The organism is Mesorhizobium sp. P2_C7, from assembly GCF_056404515.1.
Map to the genome: position 1 here is coordinate 169106 of NZ_JBFUDW010000015.1, position 16912 is coordinate 186017.

General features: G+C 61.1%; 18 protein-coding genes and 1 pseudogene. 6 read left to right on the plus strand and 13 right to left on the minus strand.

All coding sequences use genetic code 11. The features are described from left to right. Window positions 1–40 precede the first annotated feature (40 nt). From AC1D2G_RS27255 to AC1D2G_RS27265, 3 genes are all read left to right on the plus strand, one after another. A complete protein-coding gene (locus AC1D2G_RS27255) occupies window positions 41–1075 on the plus strand; it encodes an extracellular solute-binding protein (protein WP_477417881.1) in 1035 nt (344 codons plus the stop codon). An 88-nt stretch (window positions 1076–1163) separates the two neighbouring features. Then, the gene (locus AC1D2G_RS27260) at window positions 1164–2591 is read left to right on the plus strand and encodes an amidase (protein WP_477417883.1); all 1428 of its coding nucleotides are present in this window, start codon (window positions 1164–1166) and stop codon (window positions 2589–2591) included. 109 nt (window positions 2592–2700) lie between these two features. After that, window positions 2701–3405 carry a TetR/AcrR family transcriptional regulator gene (locus tag AC1D2G_RS27265; RefSeq protein ID WP_477417885.1) on the plus strand — a complete coding sequence of 235 codons (705 nt, stop codon included), beginning with the start codon at window positions 2701–2703 and terminating at the stop codon, window positions 3403–3405. 8 nt (window positions 3406–3413) lie between these two features. Here the strand turns inward: AC1D2G_RS27265 and AC1D2G_RS27270 are convergent. From AC1D2G_RS27270 to AC1D2G_RS27290, 5 genes and pseudogenes are all read right to left on the minus strand, one after another. Then, window positions 3414–4171: pseudogene (locus tag AC1D2G_RS27270) on the minus strand (MBL fold metallo-hydrolase). Window positions 4172–4173: 2 nt separating this feature from the next. Continuing rightward, entirely contained in the window at window positions 4174–5238 is a 1065-nt protein-coding gene (locus AC1D2G_RS27275) for an ABC transporter ATP-binding protein (RefSeq protein WP_477417888.1), read from the minus strand. Continuing rightward, window positions 5235–6017, minus strand: a complete 783-nt coding sequence (locus tag AC1D2G_RS27280; RefSeq protein WP_477399302.1) for an ABC transporter permease — start codon at window positions 6015–6017, stop codon at window positions 5235–5237. The genes AC1D2G_RS27275 and AC1D2G_RS27280 overlap by 4 nt, the downstream gene beginning before the upstream one ends. 1 nt (window position 6018) lies before the next feature. Further along, window positions 6019–6882, minus strand: a complete 864-nt coding sequence (locus tag AC1D2G_RS27285; protein WP_477417890.1) for an ABC transporter permease — start codon at window positions 6880–6882, stop codon at window positions 6019–6021. Between the two features lie 13 nt (window positions 6883–6895). Further along, window positions 6896–7987, minus strand: coding sequence for a polyamine ABC transporter substrate-binding protein (locus tag AC1D2G_RS27290; RefSeq protein ID WP_477417892.1), 1092 nt, complete (start codon window positions 7985–7987; stop codon window positions 6896–6898). Window positions 7988–8078: 91 nt separating this feature from the next. Here AC1D2G_RS27290 and AC1D2G_RS27295 point away from each other — a divergent pair, with 91 nt between their 5' ends. Together AC1D2G_RS27295 and AC1D2G_RS27300 are read left to right on the plus strand one after the other, a co-directional pair. Further along, window positions 8079–8693: a TetR/AcrR family transcriptional regulator gene (locus tag AC1D2G_RS27295; protein WP_184870629.1), complete on the plus strand. Its 615-nt coding sequence runs from the start codon at window positions 8079–8081 to the stop codon at window positions 8691–8693. 112 nt (window positions 8694–8805) lie between these two features. Beyond that, window positions 8806–9372, plus strand: coding sequence for a DUF2569 family protein (locus AC1D2G_RS27300; RefSeq protein ID WP_095090677.1), 567 nt, complete (start codon window positions 8806–8808; stop codon window positions 9370–9372). Window positions 9373–9528: 156 nt separating this feature from the next. Here AC1D2G_RS27300 and AC1D2G_RS27305 read toward each other — a convergent pair whose 3' ends face one another. The 7 genes from AC1D2G_RS27305 to AC1D2G_RS27335 form a co-directional block, all read right to left on the minus strand. Beyond that, a complete protein-coding gene (locus AC1D2G_RS27305; RefSeq protein ID WP_457155445.1) occupies window positions 9529–10071 on the minus strand; it encodes a hypothetical protein in 543 nt (180 codons plus the stop codon). Between the two features lie 293 nt (window positions 10072–10364). Next, window positions 10365–11075, minus strand: coding sequence for a gamma-glutamylcyclotransferase (locus tag AC1D2G_RS27310; protein ID WP_477417895.1), 711 nt, complete (start codon window positions 11073–11075; stop codon window positions 10365–10367). A gap of 147 nt (window positions 11076–11222) precedes the next feature. Further along, window positions 11223–11630: a hypothetical protein gene (locus tag AC1D2G_RS27315; RefSeq protein WP_477417897.1), complete on the minus strand. Its 408-nt coding sequence runs from the start codon at window positions 11628–11630 to the stop codon at window positions 11223–11225. 50 nt (window positions 11631–11680) lie between these two features. Further along, window positions 11681–12142 carry a hypothetical protein gene (locus tag AC1D2G_RS27320; RefSeq protein ID WP_477417898.1) on the minus strand — a complete coding sequence of 154 codons (462 nt, stop codon included), beginning with the start codon at window positions 12140–12142 and terminating at the stop codon, window positions 11681–11683. A 525-nt stretch (window positions 12143–12667) separates the two neighbouring features. After that, on the minus strand, window positions 12668–13096 hold the full coding sequence (locus tag AC1D2G_RS27325; RefSeq protein WP_477417900.1) for a hypothetical protein: 429 nt from the start codon (window positions 13094–13096) through the stop codon (window positions 12668–12670). After that, a complete protein-coding gene (locus AC1D2G_RS27330; protein ID WP_477417902.1) occupies window positions 13089–13271 on the minus strand; it encodes a hypothetical protein in 183 nt (60 codons plus the stop codon). The genes AC1D2G_RS27325 and AC1D2G_RS27330 overlap by 8 nt, the downstream gene beginning before the upstream one ends. Window positions 13272–13832: 561 nt before the next feature. Then, complete coding sequence (locus tag AC1D2G_RS27335; protein ID WP_477417904.1) at window positions 13833–14456, minus strand: hypothetical protein; 624 nt, start codon at window positions 14454–14456, stop codon at window positions 13833–13835. A 535-nt stretch (window positions 14457–14991) separates the two neighbouring features. On the opposite strand from AC1D2G_RS27335, the gene AC1D2G_RS27340 reads away from it, so the two are divergent. After that, window positions 14992–15798 carry a thermonuclease family protein gene (locus AC1D2G_RS27340; protein ID WP_477417906.1) on the plus strand — a complete coding sequence of 269 codons (807 nt, stop codon included), beginning with the start codon at window positions 14992–14994 and terminating at the stop codon, window positions 15796–15798. 18 nt (window positions 15799–15816) lie between these two features. Here AC1D2G_RS27340 and AC1D2G_RS27345 read toward each other — a convergent pair whose 3' ends face one another. Further along, window positions 15817–16509 (minus strand): recombinase family protein, encoded by a 693-nt coding sequence (locus AC1D2G_RS27345; RefSeq protein ID WP_477417908.1) that lies wholly within the window; start codon window positions 16507–16509, stop codon window positions 15817–15819. Window positions 16510–16912 lie beyond the last annotated feature (403 nt).

The following is a 16912-nucleotide window of genomic DNA, read 5'->3' on the forward strand; positions in this document are numbered from 1 at the left end:
GGCGGCAACGCCGACGGTCCCAACAATGGGAGCATGGAGCATGAACTGGAAACTGACCGCGACGGCGATCGGGCTGTCGCTGCTGGCCGTGACGGGTGCCGCTCGCGCCGAGGGTGAGCTCAACATCTACAATTGGGGCAATTACACCAACCCCGATCTCATCAAGAAGTTCGAGGAGACCTACAAGGTCAAGGTCACCGTCACCGACTTCGATTCCAACGATACAGCACTCGCCAAGATCCGCCAGGGGGGTGCCGGTTTCGACATCGTCGTGCCTTCGGCAAGCGTCGTTCCGATCTGGATCAGCGAGGGGCTGCTGCTTGAATCGCGCCCGGACCAGATGGAGAATTTCAAGAACGTCGATCCCAAATGGATCGATGTCCCCTTCGATCCGGGTCGCAAATACACTGTTCCGTGGCAGTGGGGCACGACAGGCGTGTCGGTCAACAAGTCGGTCTATTCGGGTGACGTGAACACGTCCGCGATCTTCCTCGATCCGCCGCCCGAACTCGTCGGCAAGATCAATGTCGTTCCCGAAATGGGTGACGTCATGTTCCTCGCCATCGCCTACGAAGGCGGCCAATACTGCACTGACGACAAGGTCGTGCTGAAGAAGGTGCGCGACAAGCTGGTCGAGGCCAAGGCGAAATGGCTGTCCTTCGACTATGGCGCCGTCGACGGCCTCGGCAAGGGCGACGTTGCCGCCGGCGTCAACTGGAACGGCATTTCGCTCCGCCAGCGGCTGCAAAACGACAAGATCGTCTATGGGTATCCCAAGGAGGGCTACCCGATCTGGATGGACAACGTCGCCGTCCTCAAGGACGCCAGGAACGTCGAGAACGCCAAGCTCTTCCAGAACTTCATCATGGACCCGCAGAACGCCGCACTGATCTCGGCCTTCGCGCGCTATTCGAACGGCATCAAAGGCTCGGAAGCCTTCATGCCGGACGACATGAAGAACGCGCCGGAAGTGAACGTTCCGGCTGAATTCGCTGCCAAGGGACAGTTCATGCCGGCCTGTCCGCCTGATGTGCAGGCGCTCTACACGAAAATCTGGACCGATCTCCAGAAATAGCCCGACCCGGTTTCTCGCGCCGCGATATCGCGGCGCGGCCACCTCCCGTCCATGCCAAAGGCGATCCGGCGATCGCAGGAGACTTCCCATGACTGATCTCGACCTTTGCTACATGCCGGCCAGCGAGGCGCTGCGGCTGTTCAAGGCGAAGAAGCTTTCGCCTGTCGAATTGATGCAGGCGACCATCGACCGCGCTGAGGCGACTAAAGCGGCGATCAACTGCTTCACCTTCACGCATTTCGACGAGGCGATGGAGCTGGCCAAGAAAGCCGAGGCGAAATACGCCAGGGGCGCCAGGACCGGCGCGCTCGAGGGCCTGCCGATCGGCATCAAGGACGAGAGCTACATCAAGGGCAAGCCGACATCGCACGGCTCGCTATTGTCGAAGGATGCCATTGGCGGCCACACTTCGACGATGAACGAGCGCATCATCAAGGCCGGAGGCATCGTCCATGCACGCACGGCAACGCCCGAATTCAGCTGCGCCGGCTATACCTGGTCGAGGCGCTGGGGCGTCACGCGCAATCCGTGGAACCCGGACTTCACGCCGGGTGGTTCGTCCGGCGGCGCGGCGGCAACGCTGGCCTCGGGCACATCGGCGATCGCCACCGGTTCGGACATTGCAGGCTCGATCCGCATTCCGGCGTCCGCTTGCGGTCTCGTCGGCTTCAAGCCGCCTTATGGCCGCAACCCGGACGAGCCGCCGTTCAATCTCGACTTCTATTGCCACACCGGGCCGCTGGCGCGAAACGTCGGGGATGCGATCCTGTTGCAGAATGTCATGGCGGGACCAAGTCCGCTCGACATCGCCACGCTGCGTCCGAAATTGCGCCTGCCACTCGACTACAAGCCGATCAAGGGCTGGAAGATTGCTCTCTCGATGGACCTCGGCTCCTTCGAAGTGGATGCGGAGGTGCGCAAAAACACACTCGCTGCCTGCGACGTGTTCCGCTCACTTGGCGCCACCGTCGAGGAGGTCGATCTGGGCTGGGGCGACGAGGTGCTCAAGGCCGGCATTGCCTATCTGGAGCACCTCTTCGGCGCTTCGCTGGCGCAACTGCTCAAGCAGCACGGCGGGGATATGACCAGCTATGCACGGCAATTTGCCGAAGATGGGCAAAAGTCGAAGGCCACGGATTTTGTCGCTACCCTCGACGTGGCGGCCAGGATGTACCAGACGCTCGGACCGTTGCTGGAGACATATGATGTGCTGATCTGCCCGACCAATGCGCTTCCCTCTGTGGCGGCGGAGTTCGACCACACCAGGGACACCGTCGAGATCAACGGAAAGCAGGTGAACCCTTCGCTTGGCTGGGTGATGACGACACCGTTCAACATGCTGAGCCGTTGCCCGGTTCTGTCCATGCCGTCGGGCCGCGCGACAAATGGCGTGCCGACCGGCATCCAGATTGTCGGTCGCACCTATTGCGACGCCGATGTCTTCCGGGCGGCGCAGGCCTATGAGACGGCTCAGGGACAGTGGTACACAAACGCCGAAACGCGACCGTCGCTGTGATAGCCATGTGGCCCTTGCAACGCTGGTGCTTGATCTCCGGCTTCGGTTATGGTGAGCCGGCGCGCGGAGCTGGAAAGCTCCGCCGCGAGGTTTGAAAGGCTGGACAGGAATGGCGCAACGCAAGGCAGCCGCAGCACAGAGGACACCCAGGGCAGTGATCGCAGAGGGTGGCGACGAGCGGCTCGATCCCGCTCCCAGGGATCGCCGGCGCGAGCGCGGCGAAGCCAGCATCCAGCGCATCATCGACGCCACCATCGATCTCATCGCCGACGAAGGCCTGGCGAGCGTCACCATGCAGCGCATCGCCGAGCATGTCGGATCCTCCAACGCACTGGTGGTTTTCCACTTTCGCAGCAAGGAGAACCTGTTTCGCGCCGTGCTGCAGTATCTCAGCGATCAGTACGATGAATTGTGGGCGACGCTGGTGCGCGTGCCCGGCCTATCGCCGGTCGAGCGGCTCATGGGCGCGGTCGAATGCGCGCAAAGATTCGCGCGACAGCATCCGAAATGGGTCTCGGTCTTTGTCGTGTTCTCCAGCGACCGCAAGAGCATGCAGATCTACAACGAGATCGGCCTGCCGAGCGATCTCAGCTACAACGCCGAGGCGCGCGACCTGCTCATCGAAATCAAGCGCAGCGGCGGCTACACCGATGTCGACCCCGATACATTGGCTGAAAGCCTCAACTATCTCGTCCATGGCGCATGGATCTGGGATCATCTCAATCCCCCGGCGGGCAATTCCGATGTGCTGAGGAAGACCATGCTGATGCTGCTGCATCAGTCGTTTCCGCGACATTTCGAATTGATGCGCTAACTCGTTTCCTACGGCTGCCGCAGATGGCAGCCGGCCTGCCGCTTCTGCGCCAGATATTCGTCGACAAGCTGGCGGTAACGCACCTTGCCGAAGCTCGGAAAATGGCCGCCATGCACGACCGCGACATCGAGGTCGCGCATGGCGAGCAGCGACGCCATGTAGTCGGAAATATCGGAGTGGTAGACGTCGTCGATCAGCGGGCCATCATAGATGATGTCGCCGGAAAGCAGGATGCCGGTCTTCTTCTCGTGGAGCGCGATGCCTCCGGGTGAATGGCCGGGCGTGTGGATCACCTCGAAGGCACGGTCGCCGAGATCGACGACATCACCATGCGCGAGCAAACGGTCGGCCGGCGCGGGCTGGATGCTGTAGCGCGCGGTGTCCCAGCCTTGCGGCATACCGTCGAACATCTCGTCGGTCGCATAAGTGCCGGCGGCCGTCCATTCGTTGCGCGGATCGGCGAGGATTTCCGCCTCGGCGGCGTGCACGCAGCGGTCGGGATTTCGTGATGGCAGCCGATATGATCGAAATGCGTGTGGCTGGCGACGCAGGTCAGCTTGCGCTCCGTCACCAGAGGCACATGGCACCTGAGGCTGAAATGGCCGAGACCGGTATCAAACAGAAGATCACGGTCGCGGCCGCGCACATGCCACATGTTGCAGCGGAAGAACGGCTTGATCCACGGCTCATGGATCAGCGTCACGCCATCGCTCATGCGGATGGTCTCGTACCAGTCCGGAGCGCCGATGACCGGAAGCGTGCCCATGTTCAGTCCGTCAACAGGATGATCTGGTCGATATCGCACGAAACCGCAACCGTGTCGCTCGGCTGGACTGCCGCCGATGCCGGAAGCCTGGCGATGAACTGCAGCGAGGGGTCTTCGACGGAAACCGCCAGCACGCGCTTGAAGCTCCCCTGGAAGACGACGTCGCTGACTTCGGCGCTGCCAAGCCTGACACCGCCGCCAGCCGCGCCGATGACAAGGTGCTCTGGCCGAATGGCGAGCCCGACGGCCGAGCCCAAAGGCAAGGCGCTCGGCAGGGAAACCGGCCCGACCGGCGTCACGACAGTGCTGGTCCTGTCACTGGCCTCCGTGACGGTGCCGGCCAGGATCGTGCTTTCGCCCATGAAGGTGGCGGAAAAGCGCGTCGCCGGCCTGGCGTAGACACGTTCAGGTGGCCCTTCGTCCTCGATGCGCCCATCATTCATCACCACGCAATGGTCGGCCAGCGCCATCGCCTCTTCCTGGTCGTGCGTAACATGGATGAAGGCGGTGCCGACGCGCTTCTGGATCGCCTTCAGCTCGTCCTGCATCTGGCGCCGCAATTTCAGATCGAGCGCGCCAAGCGGCTCGTCGAGCAAAAGCACCGCCGGTTCGATGACCAGCGCACGCGCCAGCGCCACGCGCTGCCGCTGGCCGCCGGAGAGTTGGTGCGGTTTCTTGTCGAAAGAAGAGGCGAGGCCGACCAGCGCCAGCGCCTCGCGCGCCCGTGCGGCCCGCGTCGCGCCATCGACGCCCTGCATGCGCAGGCCGAAGCCGACATTGCTGCCGACGCTCATATGCGGGAACAGCGCGTAATCCTGGAACACCGTCGTCGTCGGGCGCTTTGCCGGCGGCACCGAGGTGCAGTCCAAGCCGCGGATGAAAACCTTGCCTTCGCTCGGGGTGACGAAGCCGCCGAGAATGGACAGCAGCGTCGTCTTGCCCGAGCCTGACGGTCCGAGCAGGATGGTGTAGCTGCCCGGTTCGATCTTGAGCGAAACGCTCTTGAGCACCGTCTGTTGGCCGAAGCGATGCGAGACCGAGTCTATGTCGACCAAAGGCGCGGTCATGCTCGTCTCCTGCGCAGCAATGTCAGTTCGAACAGCACGACCAGCACAATGGAGACAGCAAAGACCAGCGAGCCGACGGCGTTGGTCTTGGGATTGAGGCCGGAGCGCAGCAGGTTCCAGATTTCCACGGGCAAGGTCGTGTCGAAGCGGGTCAAAAGGAAGGAGATGACGAACTCGTCCCATGAGAAGGTCATCGACAGGAAGAAGCCGGCGAATATGGCCGGTGCCATGACCGGCACGGTGATCAGGAGCAGCACCTTCCATTCCGGCGCACCGAGGTCGCGCGCGGCGCGTTCGATGTTTATCTGGTGGTCGCCCATCTGGCTGTAGATGATGGCAAAGCACAGCGGCAGGTTGATCACGACATGGCCGATGCCGGCGGCAAGCAATGATTTCGGCACGCCGGCCCAGTTGAACAGCACCAGCAGCCCCATGCCGATGATGAGATAGCTGACCGTCAGGGGCAGCGTGATCAGCCCGCGCAGCAGGCCGGAGCCGGGCAGGACGAAGCGGGCAAAGCCCCAGGCGGAAAGGAAGCCGAGCGTGACAGCGGCCAGCGACGAGATGGAGGCCACCAGCAGCGAATTGACCAGCGCCGAGGTCAGCCGTGTGTCCGAGAGAACCGCGTCGTACCAGCGCAGCGACGGGCCGGTGAAGGGCGGGATCGGAAAGGAGGTCGACTGGAGCGAGAACAGGACCAGCACGACCACAGGCAGGAAGATGAAGCCGTAGACGGCAAGCGCATAGAGCCAGGATACGATGCGGACAATCCTGCGCATCTCACGCCCGCTCGATCTTGAGCCAGCGGGCGCAGGCAAGATAGGCGATGGTGACCACCGCCATCAGGATGATCGACAGCGCCGACGCAAGCGGAAAGTCGCCGCGCCGGCCGATCTGCATCATCACCAGCTGCGGCATCAGAAGCTCGTTGTTGCCGCCGAGGATCTGCGGCGTGATGTAGTCACCGATGCACAGCACGAAGGTGAGGAAGGCGCCGACCATGATGCCGGGCAAGGTCAGCGGCAGGATGACATGCAGGAAGGTGCGCACCGGCCCGGCGCCGAGATCGGCGGCCGCCTTGCGATAGCTCGGGCTCAACTGCTTCAGGTTGGCGAAGATCGTCAGCGTCAAAAGCATAACGAAGAAATGCACGAAGCCCGTGACGGTGGCGAAACGTGTGTTGGCGAGTTGCAGGGGCTCGGAAACCACGCCAATGCCCGTCAGCGTCCGGTTGATGACGCCATTCTGCGCCAGCACCAGCAGCCAGGAATAGGAGCGGACGACATAGGACGTCCAGAACGGCAGCACGGCCAGCATAAGCGCCAGCCTTTGCCAGCGCTCCGGCACCTGTTCGGCCAGGATCCAGGCGAAGGGGTAGGCGAGCAGCACCGAGACGACTGTGACGATCGCCGTCACCTCGAGCGAATTCACCATCGCCTGCCAGTAGGAAGGGTTGGTGAAGAACTGGCTGTAGTTGGACACCGTGAAGCCGCCGCCCTCATGCGCCGTCAGGCTGGACAGCCCCATGGCGATGAAAGGCAGCACGAAGAACAAAAGCGTCCAGCCGAGTGCCGGCGTGACCAGCGCCCAGGGCAGGGCGCGGCCACCCCGTGGCGGGGCACGCCCGTCGTTTGCGGCGGTCATCGGCGGTATCAGCTCATTTCGCCTGCAGCATTTCGGTCCACATATCCTGCATCTTCTTGTCGAGGTCGGCGTTCGGCGCCGGGTAGGCCTGGGCGCGGGCGAGGAAGCCCGGCTGTTCGTCGAAGCGCAGGATCTTCTTCTGGTCGTCGGTCAAAGCCGCCTTGGTGTTCGCCGGCATGCCCCAGTAGCAGGACGAGGTGGCAAGCCGCGCCTGGCCCTCCGGGCTCATGATGTACTGGATGAATTTCAGCGCCATGTCCTTGTTCTTGGAATCCTTGAACATGGCCAGCGACTGCGACCACAGCACAGCACCTTCCTTGGGGATCGAGAAGTCCAGCGCCGGGTTCTCCTTGGCCAGCCCGGCCGTCACCCATTCGCCGCCGCCGACCAGGATATCGACTTCGCCGGTCGCCAGCGCCGTCTGGCTGGCGGTTACCTCGCCGACCAGCTTGGCATTGGCCTTCATCTTGAGAAGCTCCTCCTTGAGGGCGGGCAGGTCGGCTTCGGTCAGATCAGCCGTCTTCTTGCCGATGGCGAGTGCGGCCATGCCGATGACCGGCAGATAATAATCGTAGATGGCGACCTTGCCCTTGTATTTGTCGCCGGTCAGCGCCGCCATCGACTGCATGTCGGCCGGGTCGACCTTGGTCTTGTTGTAGCCGATCGTGTTGTAGCCGAACTTTTCGGTGATGCCGTAGCGCTTGCCGCCGACCACGGTGGAGCCGTCCATCTTCACCTGGGGAAACATGTCTGCCAGGGGCAGCTTGTCGTCGGGCAGCGGCTCGAACAGGCCCTTTTCGACGCCGCGCGGCACGTCGATCGAGTCGATCACCATCACGTCCCAGTCGCCTGGCTGCGACTGCTCGACGATGGCGAGCCCGGCGCCGGTGCCCTCGAACTCCTTGACGTTGACCTTGACGTTGTTGGCCTCCTCGAACGGCTGCAGAAGTGCGGGATCGGAATGGTCGCACCAGATCAGCGCGTTGAGATCGGCGGCTTGGGCGAAGCTACCCGCGCCGAGCAGCAGCGCCGTGGCGGCGCACGCGGCGTGCAGATGGCGCTTCAGGGTGGAAAGCAGATTCCTGGATGCGGACTTTGCGGACATCGAGTGTTCTCCCCTGCCTTTGTGGCTTCTTGCAAAAAATTGAACCAATTCTAAAATTGAGTCAATTCTGTTTTTGTGGCAAGAGGCTGATATGAGCGGATTGCGGGCAAGGCAAAAGGCGGATCGCCACAGGCGCATCATCGAGGCGGCGGCAGAGCTTTTCCGCGAGGCCGGCTATGAAGGCGCCAAGATCGAGGCGATCGCCGCGCAGGCGGAAGTCTCGGTCGGCACGATCTACAATTACTACCAGAACAAGGGCGACATCCTCGGCGCCATCGTCTCGCTGGAAGTCAACGAGGTGCTGAACGCCGGGCAAGGTGTCGTCGCCAAGCCGCCGGCCAATGTCGGCGACGCGCTGGACACGCTGATCGGCATCTATATCGAACACTCGCTGCACTATCTCAGCAAGGAGATGTGGCGGCAGGCAATGGCGATCTCGACGCAACTGCCAGACAGCCCGTTCGGCCAGGCCTACACCGCGCTCGACCGTTCGCTGACCGAACAGATCCGCGCGCTGATCGCCCGCCTGCAGGCGCTCGGCCTGGTGCGGCAGGACATTGACGGGGCAGCACTCGGCGAACTGATCTTCAACAACATGAACATGATGTTCATCGAGTTCGTGAAACGCGACGAGGCGAGGATATCGGAATTGCGCGCCGCGATACGCCGGCAGAACCGGATTCTGGTGGCGGCGATTGCGGTCTGATTGTCAGGAGCAGGCAGCAGAATCGATTTTTGGAACAAGCCGCGGCTCAACCCCCTTGAGTCGAATCTGAAATCTGCTACAACCCATGAGTGTATTTCTAGGGGAGGGGTGAATGCAGTTTTCCATCTGGCATTGGGCAATACTTCTGTTGTTGATCGGAGTGCCTGTCTTCTTTGCGGTTCGATCTGCCTACAAGCCCGTCCAGAATCCGGCGGAACTCGTCGGAATTGGAGGGTGGCTGATGCTTCTCGCGATTGGTCAGGCCATGGCTCCATTGCGTACGCTCGCCACATTGGGTTCCTCGAGCGATGGTTACAACCAGCTCATGCTGGTGCCGAACGGACCCATGGTGGTCTACGGCGAGGTTGGGCTGGTGCTGGCATTTCTGGTGCTTCAAGTGGTCGTGCTCGTTGCCATGCTGAGGCGGAGCCTAAGGTTCAAGCAGCTCTTCCTCACCCAATGGCTAGCAATCCCGGTGGTATTCATCCTGGACGCGATCTGGGTTTCCACGGTTTTCGGCGTCCCGGTTGGGCAAGTGGTCACCGGAGAGGCGCTTGCTACGTCCATAACCTCGTTTGTCCTGGTCGGACTCTGGGTCGCCTACGTCTACAGGTCGGTCAGGGTGCGCAACACGTTCACCAGAGTGAAAGCATCCGCCCAGGTCGCGAACGCGGCATAGAAGCGGGGCAATTCGAATATTTTGGAGCGCGAGCGCTCTCGGTCATTCCTGAAACCGCTCGCTGATCCCGCCACAAAATGCTAGCATAAGCAGCAGTCAAACCGTGCTGCCATTTCATCAATGCTTAGAATTTCGGGAACTCTTCTCCACGGCGGGTCAACCCGTGCGCCGGTTGAGGTTCGTCCCGATTTTGGCGGCGGCCATATTCGACACGGTGTTCAACGGCCGAGCCTCGAAACATGGGAACGTGTCTCGCCGCCGACGACCCTTGCGGGCCTTATTCGCGAACTCCAGCGCCAATTTCCCCACATGGCCATACATGCTACCGGCGGAGTGCGGACAGTCCGCCGCCAGGCTGAGTTGATGGCGGAGCGGCGGCTTTCGAACCGGGCGCAGTTCCTGAGGGTATATCGTCAAGCCCAGCATATTACCGAGATGGACGCGTGGGTCGTTCAACATCCTCGCGCTACCCGATCGCAAACCACCGAGGCGTTCGAACAGATAATACACCGCGCCCGCGGACGCGGGGCTACGGTTAGCAACCATCTGGATGACCGCGCCCGCGATATTTCCATTCCACATGGAAATCCTCACGAGCAAGCCGAAGTGCAGCGCGCGCTGCAAAATTGGGGTGCACACGTCATCCTGGAAGGAGATGCAACCGGCGGGCCGCATTGGCACGTAGACTACACGCCACAAGTCGGGCCACCAATGGGGCGCAGGCCTTGATTGAGGTGCTGGTGCAAGAACGGCGGCCTAAAGCGGTGATGCCTAAGGTTCTGAAACTATTAAATTAATTGACATGTTGCCAGGAAGCTGGTGCCCCCGGACGGCGCTAAATGCCAAATCCAACTGAGGCGTTCCACCCGAACTTACCGTTAAAAATCAAGGGGGTAGAAGGGGCTCTTCCCCCGAAGCGGTTAAGCTCGGTGTACCTCTTTGTGCCCGAGCGGTGTACCTTCTGTCAACTGTCATAGGCCGCCAGCGACCTGTCACGGATGCGATGGAGCAAGCTTGTCTGCGACAAGCGACTGTAGGTGCCACAAGTTGCGATCCCGAATGCCTAAAGCCTCCAATTGCGAAATTGTGTTGTAGAGATATTCTGCGCACGACCCTCCATGGCCACATGCGTTGGCCAAAATGCCCGCCGTCTCATCCGGCGTAAGGCCTCCCGCATAGTTGACCCCCTTTCGATTGACGACGAAGGCAAGTGCTCGAATGCGCCCTTGGGTCGTGTGTACCTGCACCCATCGCGAGGTTTGGGTGATCGGCTTGCTGGAGGGCCTCACGGGCATTTCGCGCCGGACAAGTCTTCCGAGCTGGGCCTCAACGGTACCCTCGGCCAGCCGCAAAACCATCCCCCGGCACTGCCCGCCCCTGTCGAGCCCCATCATGAGGCCCGGCTGGTCGACGGTTCCGCGCCAATCTTTCATGCGAATGCAGAACGAACGGTGCCAACCCGGCACGACGCCCGGACGCTCCTCCACGTGCTCCACAGCCGGCTTCCAGAGAAGTGAGCCATACGCGAAGATCCACACAGCCTGTCCTGCAGGACGCGACCCTAGCATCTCCCGAACGGTGGTGTTCCACTCGGTTTCGGTGTTGGGTACCATATCCGGGGCCGGGCCGGTGTTCTCAATCGCCCGATAGGCGCGCTCGACCAAATCTGCAGTCAGCGCCATTCGGCGTCGCGCTTCGGACATACGTCACCTCTCGAAACCCATGTCATGTTAGCAGACATGCACTCCGCGTTCTCAGTATTTGCATGGTGGAAGCGCATGGGGTTAGAACCCCACCCCCGACACACCTCTTGGGGCGATGCATCGGGGGCAGGAAAGGTGGTCAGTGGGTTAGAGGCCGTGCGCCTTTCGCGCTGCTGCTATGGCTTGGGCATGCCCGTGGAAGACCTGCCATTCGCCCTTGGCCGCAGCCCTGCGAAGCGCCGGGTAGTCGGCCTCGTCGACATGCTCGAAGTAGGTCTGAAGGCTCAGCCCATGCTGGCGCAAAACGTTGCGGTCGAGGTGCTGGCTAAATGCAGTCTCGACCACAGCCGCCTCCACCGGGTCGATGCCGTAGGCTTCGCCGGTAAGGATTTCTCCGGTGTCCACATAGGCGTCCACGATGAATTGCTGCTGGGCCTCGCTGTGCGTGTCCCTGAAGCGGTCAAGGCTCTGGTCGGCCATGCGCACAAACTCGGCATGCTGCTTCTCGTCCTTCTGGTCGGCTGTCAGTTCCTCGTCGTCGGTCTGGTCGTCCACGGTGGGCAACTCAGGGGCCGAGGCCCCGTCGTCACTCTCGGCCCCCGTGGCTACCCGAAAGAATAGCCGTAGGGGACCAGAGCCGCGTTCACAGCCGCAACGTAATCGCCCTGGCTGATCTCCCCACGTGCCGCCATGTCCTTGGCTTGCTGGGGTCCCAACTGGATGCCACCAACGGTCACCGCAAGCTGACCCACAAGGGCCTGCGGTGCGGAGCCGTTCATGGGCTTAGCTGCTGCTATCTGGGCCTTCTGGCCTTCGGTCAGGGCCTGCCCGGTGTTGATGCCAAGGCGCTTAGCCTGAAGCTGTTGATTTGCCCGAAGGCCGGCCTCCGTCTGGGCCGCGATCCGCTCGTTGAAAGCAGTTTCCTTGCGGTCCTTCTCGGCCTGCTCATGGTCGCGCCGCATCTGATCCACACGGTCTTCGAGAGACTGACGGTCCCTCGCTTCCTGTGCGCGGATGTCAGTCGTGCCCGTGGTGATGAGGCCGCTGGCCTTGTTGAAATCGTTCATGATGTTCGTTCCTTCAATTTGGTCACGGTTGATCGCCCCGGCGCGTCATTGCTCCGGGTGCGGATAGGTTTGGTTGTGATGGTGGTGGCTAATGTCTCGTGGAGTTTCCGTGAGACTTGGTGTCAGCGCCGTGGCGTGAACCCATAAGACGTCGTCTGCAGGCCTTCAGGACGCGCGCTAGGCGTGGCTGGGGTTGATGGTCGGGAAAGCCCTTCGCTGCCTCCGGCGACCCCTCCGCGCGGCGATGACCCGAGGGGATAACTAATTGTTGGCCCGTTGGGTCTCATCGACACCTCGGCGATGCGTCGGGCGCAATACCCTGCTTCTAATACAGGGTATCCGTACACCTCGAAACATCGCTCGGCAGCCACGCAGAAATCTTCGGTCCATTCGATGCCAATGCTGGGAAGCCTGCGGTCCAGATCGGACGTGGTTTCCCAGTCGTCCGCCTTAATCCACTCGACCAAGGCAAGAGCCGCTTCCCGCGTGGGATAGGTCGCTACCCAGTCCCGTCGCTTGATTTGGTCAGGGCTCAAAGCGGGCATTCCGGTAGTTGCGCCACCTTAGCGGCCCGTGCTTCACGATCAGGGGCAGATGGTCATGGAAGGTTTCCCCATGCTCACTACCTGCCGTCGACGCCTCCAGCATGTCCAGCACGGAGAGTAGCTGACTAGCACGTGACGGGTGCCACACGGGCAGCCTGTTCAGCCAAGCCAGCGCGTCCTCTTCGACATGCCGGCGAATACCAGCCTTGATCGCTCCTTTGCCGACCAGTCGCTTCAGCTCCATGTTGAGCATTGACCGGCTGGTGATGTATGAGCGGTCGATCCATTTGCCGGTCGAGTGAACACCCTGCCGGCGGGTCCGCTTCATTTCGGCCGTCTGGACGATCCATTCACGGGTGGTCTCGATAACGCGGATTGCTGGGGTGATCTGGCGGATTGTCTCAGCCATTGGCTGCCTCCTCGACCAGACGCGCGGCCTCTCGCTTCATCTTCCGTACCTCGGCAACCTTGGCCTTGTTGCGGTGATACCATTCCCGGCTGATTTGCTTGGCGCGTTCCGGGTTCGCTGCGCGCCACTCTCGACCATGTATCCGCCATGCAATGCGGTCGGCCTCAGTCGACATGATAGGGGTCGGCTCCCGTGGTGATGTTCATCCGTTGTGATCCTTTCGGGTGGTTAGTTCGTGGCGACATTCGAGAGCTTCCCTTAAAGGGACGCCTCTGGTTGACGTGGGGGTGAAGACCTACTGATGGGAGACCATCCGGCATCCAAGCATCGGGTGGCCAGACTTCACGGGTTCTTTAGGTTCCTTCTGGCTAGGACCTTGGAACAAGGGAGATCCAGAGAGTAGACCAAAACTGTGAGTGAAGTTGTGCTGAGGTTGATCAGGTACTCAGGAGACACATTCCATGGTCTTCGGAGCGAAGCGACCAAGGACAATTCAGAAATAAGGGTATTTCTAGGCTGTCTCTTGTTGCAGAGGGCTTCTAGAGGGCTATCTTATGTCCCTGTGCAGCTCAGGAGAACCTTGGTGTCATCTTCGGACAAACCTATCGTCGATAGGAAACCCGAAGGGCTGACCAAGGTAAACCCGAAGGGAAAGTCCCTGAGGGGAGTTGTGCCTATATGCGGTAGTCAACCGTCTATCTTGTTGTTATGATTGAGAAATAAGACTTCGTTGCCCTCACAACTTCCGGGTTGATTTGTACACTAATGATCTTTGGGCTTTGCGTTTGCGCGACGCGATCTGCGCCTGGATTGCAGCGACATGCTTTGACACCGCCTGCTTGGAGATGCCGAGCAGCGCCGCCACCTCGGTTTGAGGCCATCCATCCACGAGGTAGAAGGCAACCTTCTCGCGGGTGCTGGTCCCGATGCCCTCTGCGGTCCACGGGTCGAAGCCGAGAAAGTCGGCGACAATGGGAACGTCAGTCGCCTTCAGGTATGCCCAGACATCGAACGGAGCGCGCCCGCGCTTGGTCACCTCATGGCGCTGCACACGGGCACGCCAAGCGATCCCCTTGCGATCAGCATCCAGAGCCTCACAGGGGCGCGCTAGGTGAGACTGGACAGCACGGTCGGTGATCCCCAGCACCTTCGCTGATGCGGGCTGAGAGAAGCCCTCAGCGCGTAGCACGAGGGCGGCTTTATGGTTGAACTCCGGTGCTCGTCCAGTGTCCTTGCGGGTGGCGTCTTGGTAGCGTTGGGTTGTCCACCGGGGGCCTTTCTCGCGGAACGCCTCAATCGCTGCAGTCCAGTCCGCCGAGACCTTGGAGAAGTTCACCTCGACGGGATCGAATGAAGTCATGCTGGTTCCTTGATACTGATGGTCAATGGCAGTGCCTCATACAAATCGAGTTCATGGTTGGCAGTTTCATACAAAAGCGGTTCTCAGAACAGATAGAGCGACACACGCACCTCGCCAAAGCTGCCCCGCCGAGCGCCACGTCCCGTTGCCCCAAAGGACAGGGCAACAGGCAGTCGCAACAGGGGACTGCACGGGGCAGCTTGGGGGAGGAGCGTTTTGTAGTGCTAGTGGTCCGGGTATTCGCCTCGGTAGTGCTAGTGGGGGCCTTATCGCCCTCATGTCCTAGTGGTCACCCTAACGCCTCCACAGTGCTAGTGGTGTCCCTATTGGACCACCTTCGCAGTGCTAGTGGTGCGGGTATTCGCCTTCTCAGTGCTAGTGGGCAACCTATTCACGCCTTCCTAGTGCTAGTGGAGGCCTTATGGGACGAAAGGATGTTTCGTAGTGCTAGTGGGTGGGTCATTCCCTCGGAAGTCCTAGTGGAGTACCTATTCAGCGAAGTTGGTTTGTCTTGTGAGGCCGGGGGGCATTCACTGTGGAACCCGAGGAGTTGAAAGTCCGCATCGAGATTGCCCTGGCTGGCGGTCGTCTCAGCCAATGGCAAAGACACTTCCTCGTCGACATTCACGCCCGTCTTGTGAAGTACGGCCCCGAGACGAGGTTGACGGACAAGCAGCGCGCCAAGCTCTTCGAGGCCATCGGCTACGCCCCACCAGTCAGCCAAGCACCGCAGCCGCGCTCTACTGGCCCTCGGTCGACCCCGTGGAGGCCGCGCCGCCGACGGAGCCCACTTGCGCGTGAGGCCCGCTATCTGGCCGGTCGATTTGCCAGAGCCTTTGGCTTCGCACTGGCAGTAGTCGTGGGGGGCCTGATCTACTCCTACGCTACAGGACACCTCCACATTCCTTCTTCAAGCGGTTGGGCCTTCGGGTCGCCAGAGGCCGACACCACCACCGCCACGCCATTGACGAGGAGCCAGTTCACGATCACGGACGGGGACACCATCAGGCTCATCGGTGCCGCGAAAGGGACCCGGCTGGTCGGTTTCAACGCGCCCGAAAGCATCGAGCCAAGGTGCGACGCTGAGGCAGACCTTGGGCGTCGAGCGAAGGCGCGCCTCAAAGAGTTGGTTGCTACAGGGAAGCTGGAGCTGAAGATGATCCCGTGTTCTTGCCCGCCGGGCACTGAGGGGACGGGCAAGTGCAACTACGGGCGAAGCTGGGGTCACCTCTTCGCCGATGGCCAAGATGTGGGCGACGTATTGGTGTCTGAGGGGTTGGCCGTGCCGTTCGTCTGCGGCTCTACAAGCTGTCCGCCAACGCCACGCCCTTGGTGTGGGTGAGGCCCTGCAGATCAACTGTCAGCGCGCCGTGCGCTCCAGAACCCTCGAAACCTGCTTGGCCGTCCAGCGCCCGCCCCGAGAGGTCGCAACGTTCATGTCATTGAGATTGGCGGCAATAGCGCTGAGGCTCTGACCGGCTGCCTTGAGCGGTCCAATCACTCGCATCGCCCTCTCTCCCTCTGCTCGCGCCTTCTCCTGAATTGCATCGTTCCGCTTCATGGTCCTGTCCCTCAACCCGCCAATGCGCTTCGTGTAGGTCGGGTCCAGCCTTGCCCTTTCCAAATGTCTCGCCTTCGCAACTTTTAAGGCCGCTATGGTCCGCTGGGAAATGAAGTGGCGCTCCTGCTCAGCCAGGGCGGCATAGATGTGAAGTTGGAAGTTGTCGGCGTGAGGCATTTGGGCTACCCGCAAGCGCACCTTTCGGTCTTCCATGATGTTGGCGATGAAGGCGACCTTGCGGCTCAGCCTGTCCAACTTGGCGACCAGCAACTCGGCGCCGGTCTTCCGGACGAGGGCAAGCGCCTTTTCAAGCTCGGGGCGATTGTCAGTCTTGCCTGACAGAATGTCACAAAATGACCCGGCGATTTCGCACGGCACCTCAGAATAGCTGTTCAGGAAGATGTCGATGTCCCGCTGCTGTGCTTCTATCCCGAGGCCACTCTTGCCTTGCTCGTCGGTCGAGACGCGGGTGTAGATGACGTACTGCTTCACGGCTTTGTCCTGTTCAAGCGTTGTGCCTGACAAGGTAGGTAGCCGAGGCTCTTGTCCAATGTCAACGTTCGTTGTGCCTGACAGACCGCACAAGACCGGACGCTGGACGAACCTGTTTGGTTCGAAGGGAGTGTCTTGAGGGGCAACTGTGGGTCGACGTGCGGGAAGCGGAGGGGTACGGGGGGCCGGCGCGCGTGCCTGTTATCCGATCAGCCGCTCAGATTTTTGTACCGAACATTCCGACCACTTCAGAGGAACCTTTAAGACACCCAGGAGTTCGGCTTCAGAATACTCGTGTAGGCCGACTATGAAGGAACTGAATAAAGCGCAGCAGGAAGCTATCTCGAGGCTCATTCGTAAGTGGATCACCTCAGAGACAATCCGAGGTTACCTTCGTGAATTG

Bases quoted from the DNA above. Each gene is read 5' to 3' on its own strand.
- AC1D2G_RS27335 (WP_477417904.1), bottom strand. From the start codon at position 14,456: ATGACTTCATTCGATCCCGTCGAGGTGAACTTCTCCAAGGTCTCGGCG.
- AC1D2G_RS27295 (WP_184870629.1), top strand. From the start codon at position 8,079: ATGAGCGGATTGCGGGCAAGGCAAAAGGCGGATCGCCACAGGCGCATC.
- AC1D2G_RS27320 (WP_477417898.1), bottom strand. From the start codon at position 12,142: ATGAACGATTTCAACAAGGCCAGCGGCCTCATCACCACGGGCACGACT.
- AC1D2G_RS27330 (WP_477417902.1), bottom strand. From the start codon at position 13,271: ATGTCGACTGAGGCCGACCGCATTGCATGGCGGATACATGGTCGAGAG.
- AC1D2G_RS27255 (WP_477417881.1), top strand. From the start codon at position 41: ATGAACTGGAAACTGACCGCGACGGCGATCGGGCTGTCGCTGCTGGCC.
- AC1D2G_RS27280 (WP_477399302.1), bottom strand. From the start codon at position 6,017: ATGCGCAGGATTGTCCGCATCGTATCCTGGCTCTATGCGCTTGCCGTC.
- AC1D2G_RS27300 (WP_095090677.1), top strand. From the start codon at position 8,806: ATGCAGTTTTCCATCTGGCATTGGGCAATACTTCTGTTGTTGATCGGA.
- AC1D2G_RS27290 (WP_477417892.1), bottom strand. From the start codon at position 7,987: ATGTCCGCAAAGTCCGCATCCAGGAATCTGCTTTCCACCCTGAAGCGC.
- AC1D2G_RS27275 (WP_477417888.1), bottom strand. From the start codon at position 5,238: ATGACCGCGCCTTTGGTCGACATAGACTCGGTCTCGCATCGCTTCGGC.
- AC1D2G_RS27260 (WP_477417883.1), top strand. From the start codon at position 1,164: ATGACTGATCTCGACCTTTGCTACATGCCGGCCAGCGAGGCGCTGCGG.
- AC1D2G_RS27325 (WP_477417900.1), bottom strand. From the start codon at position 13,096: ATGGCTGAGACAATCCGCCAGATCACCCCAGCAATCCGCGTTATCGAG.
- AC1D2G_RS27310 (WP_477417895.1), bottom strand. From the start codon at position 11,075: ATGTCCGAAGCGCGACGCCGAATGGCGCTGACTGCAGATTTGGTCGAG.
- AC1D2G_RS27285 (WP_477417890.1), bottom strand. From the start codon at position 6,882: ATGACCGCCGCAAACGACGGGCGTGCCCCGCCACGGGGTGGCCGCGCC.
- AC1D2G_RS27265 (WP_477417885.1), top strand. From the start codon at position 2,701: ATGGCGCAACGCAAGGCAGCCGCAGCACAGAGGACACCCAGGGCAGTG.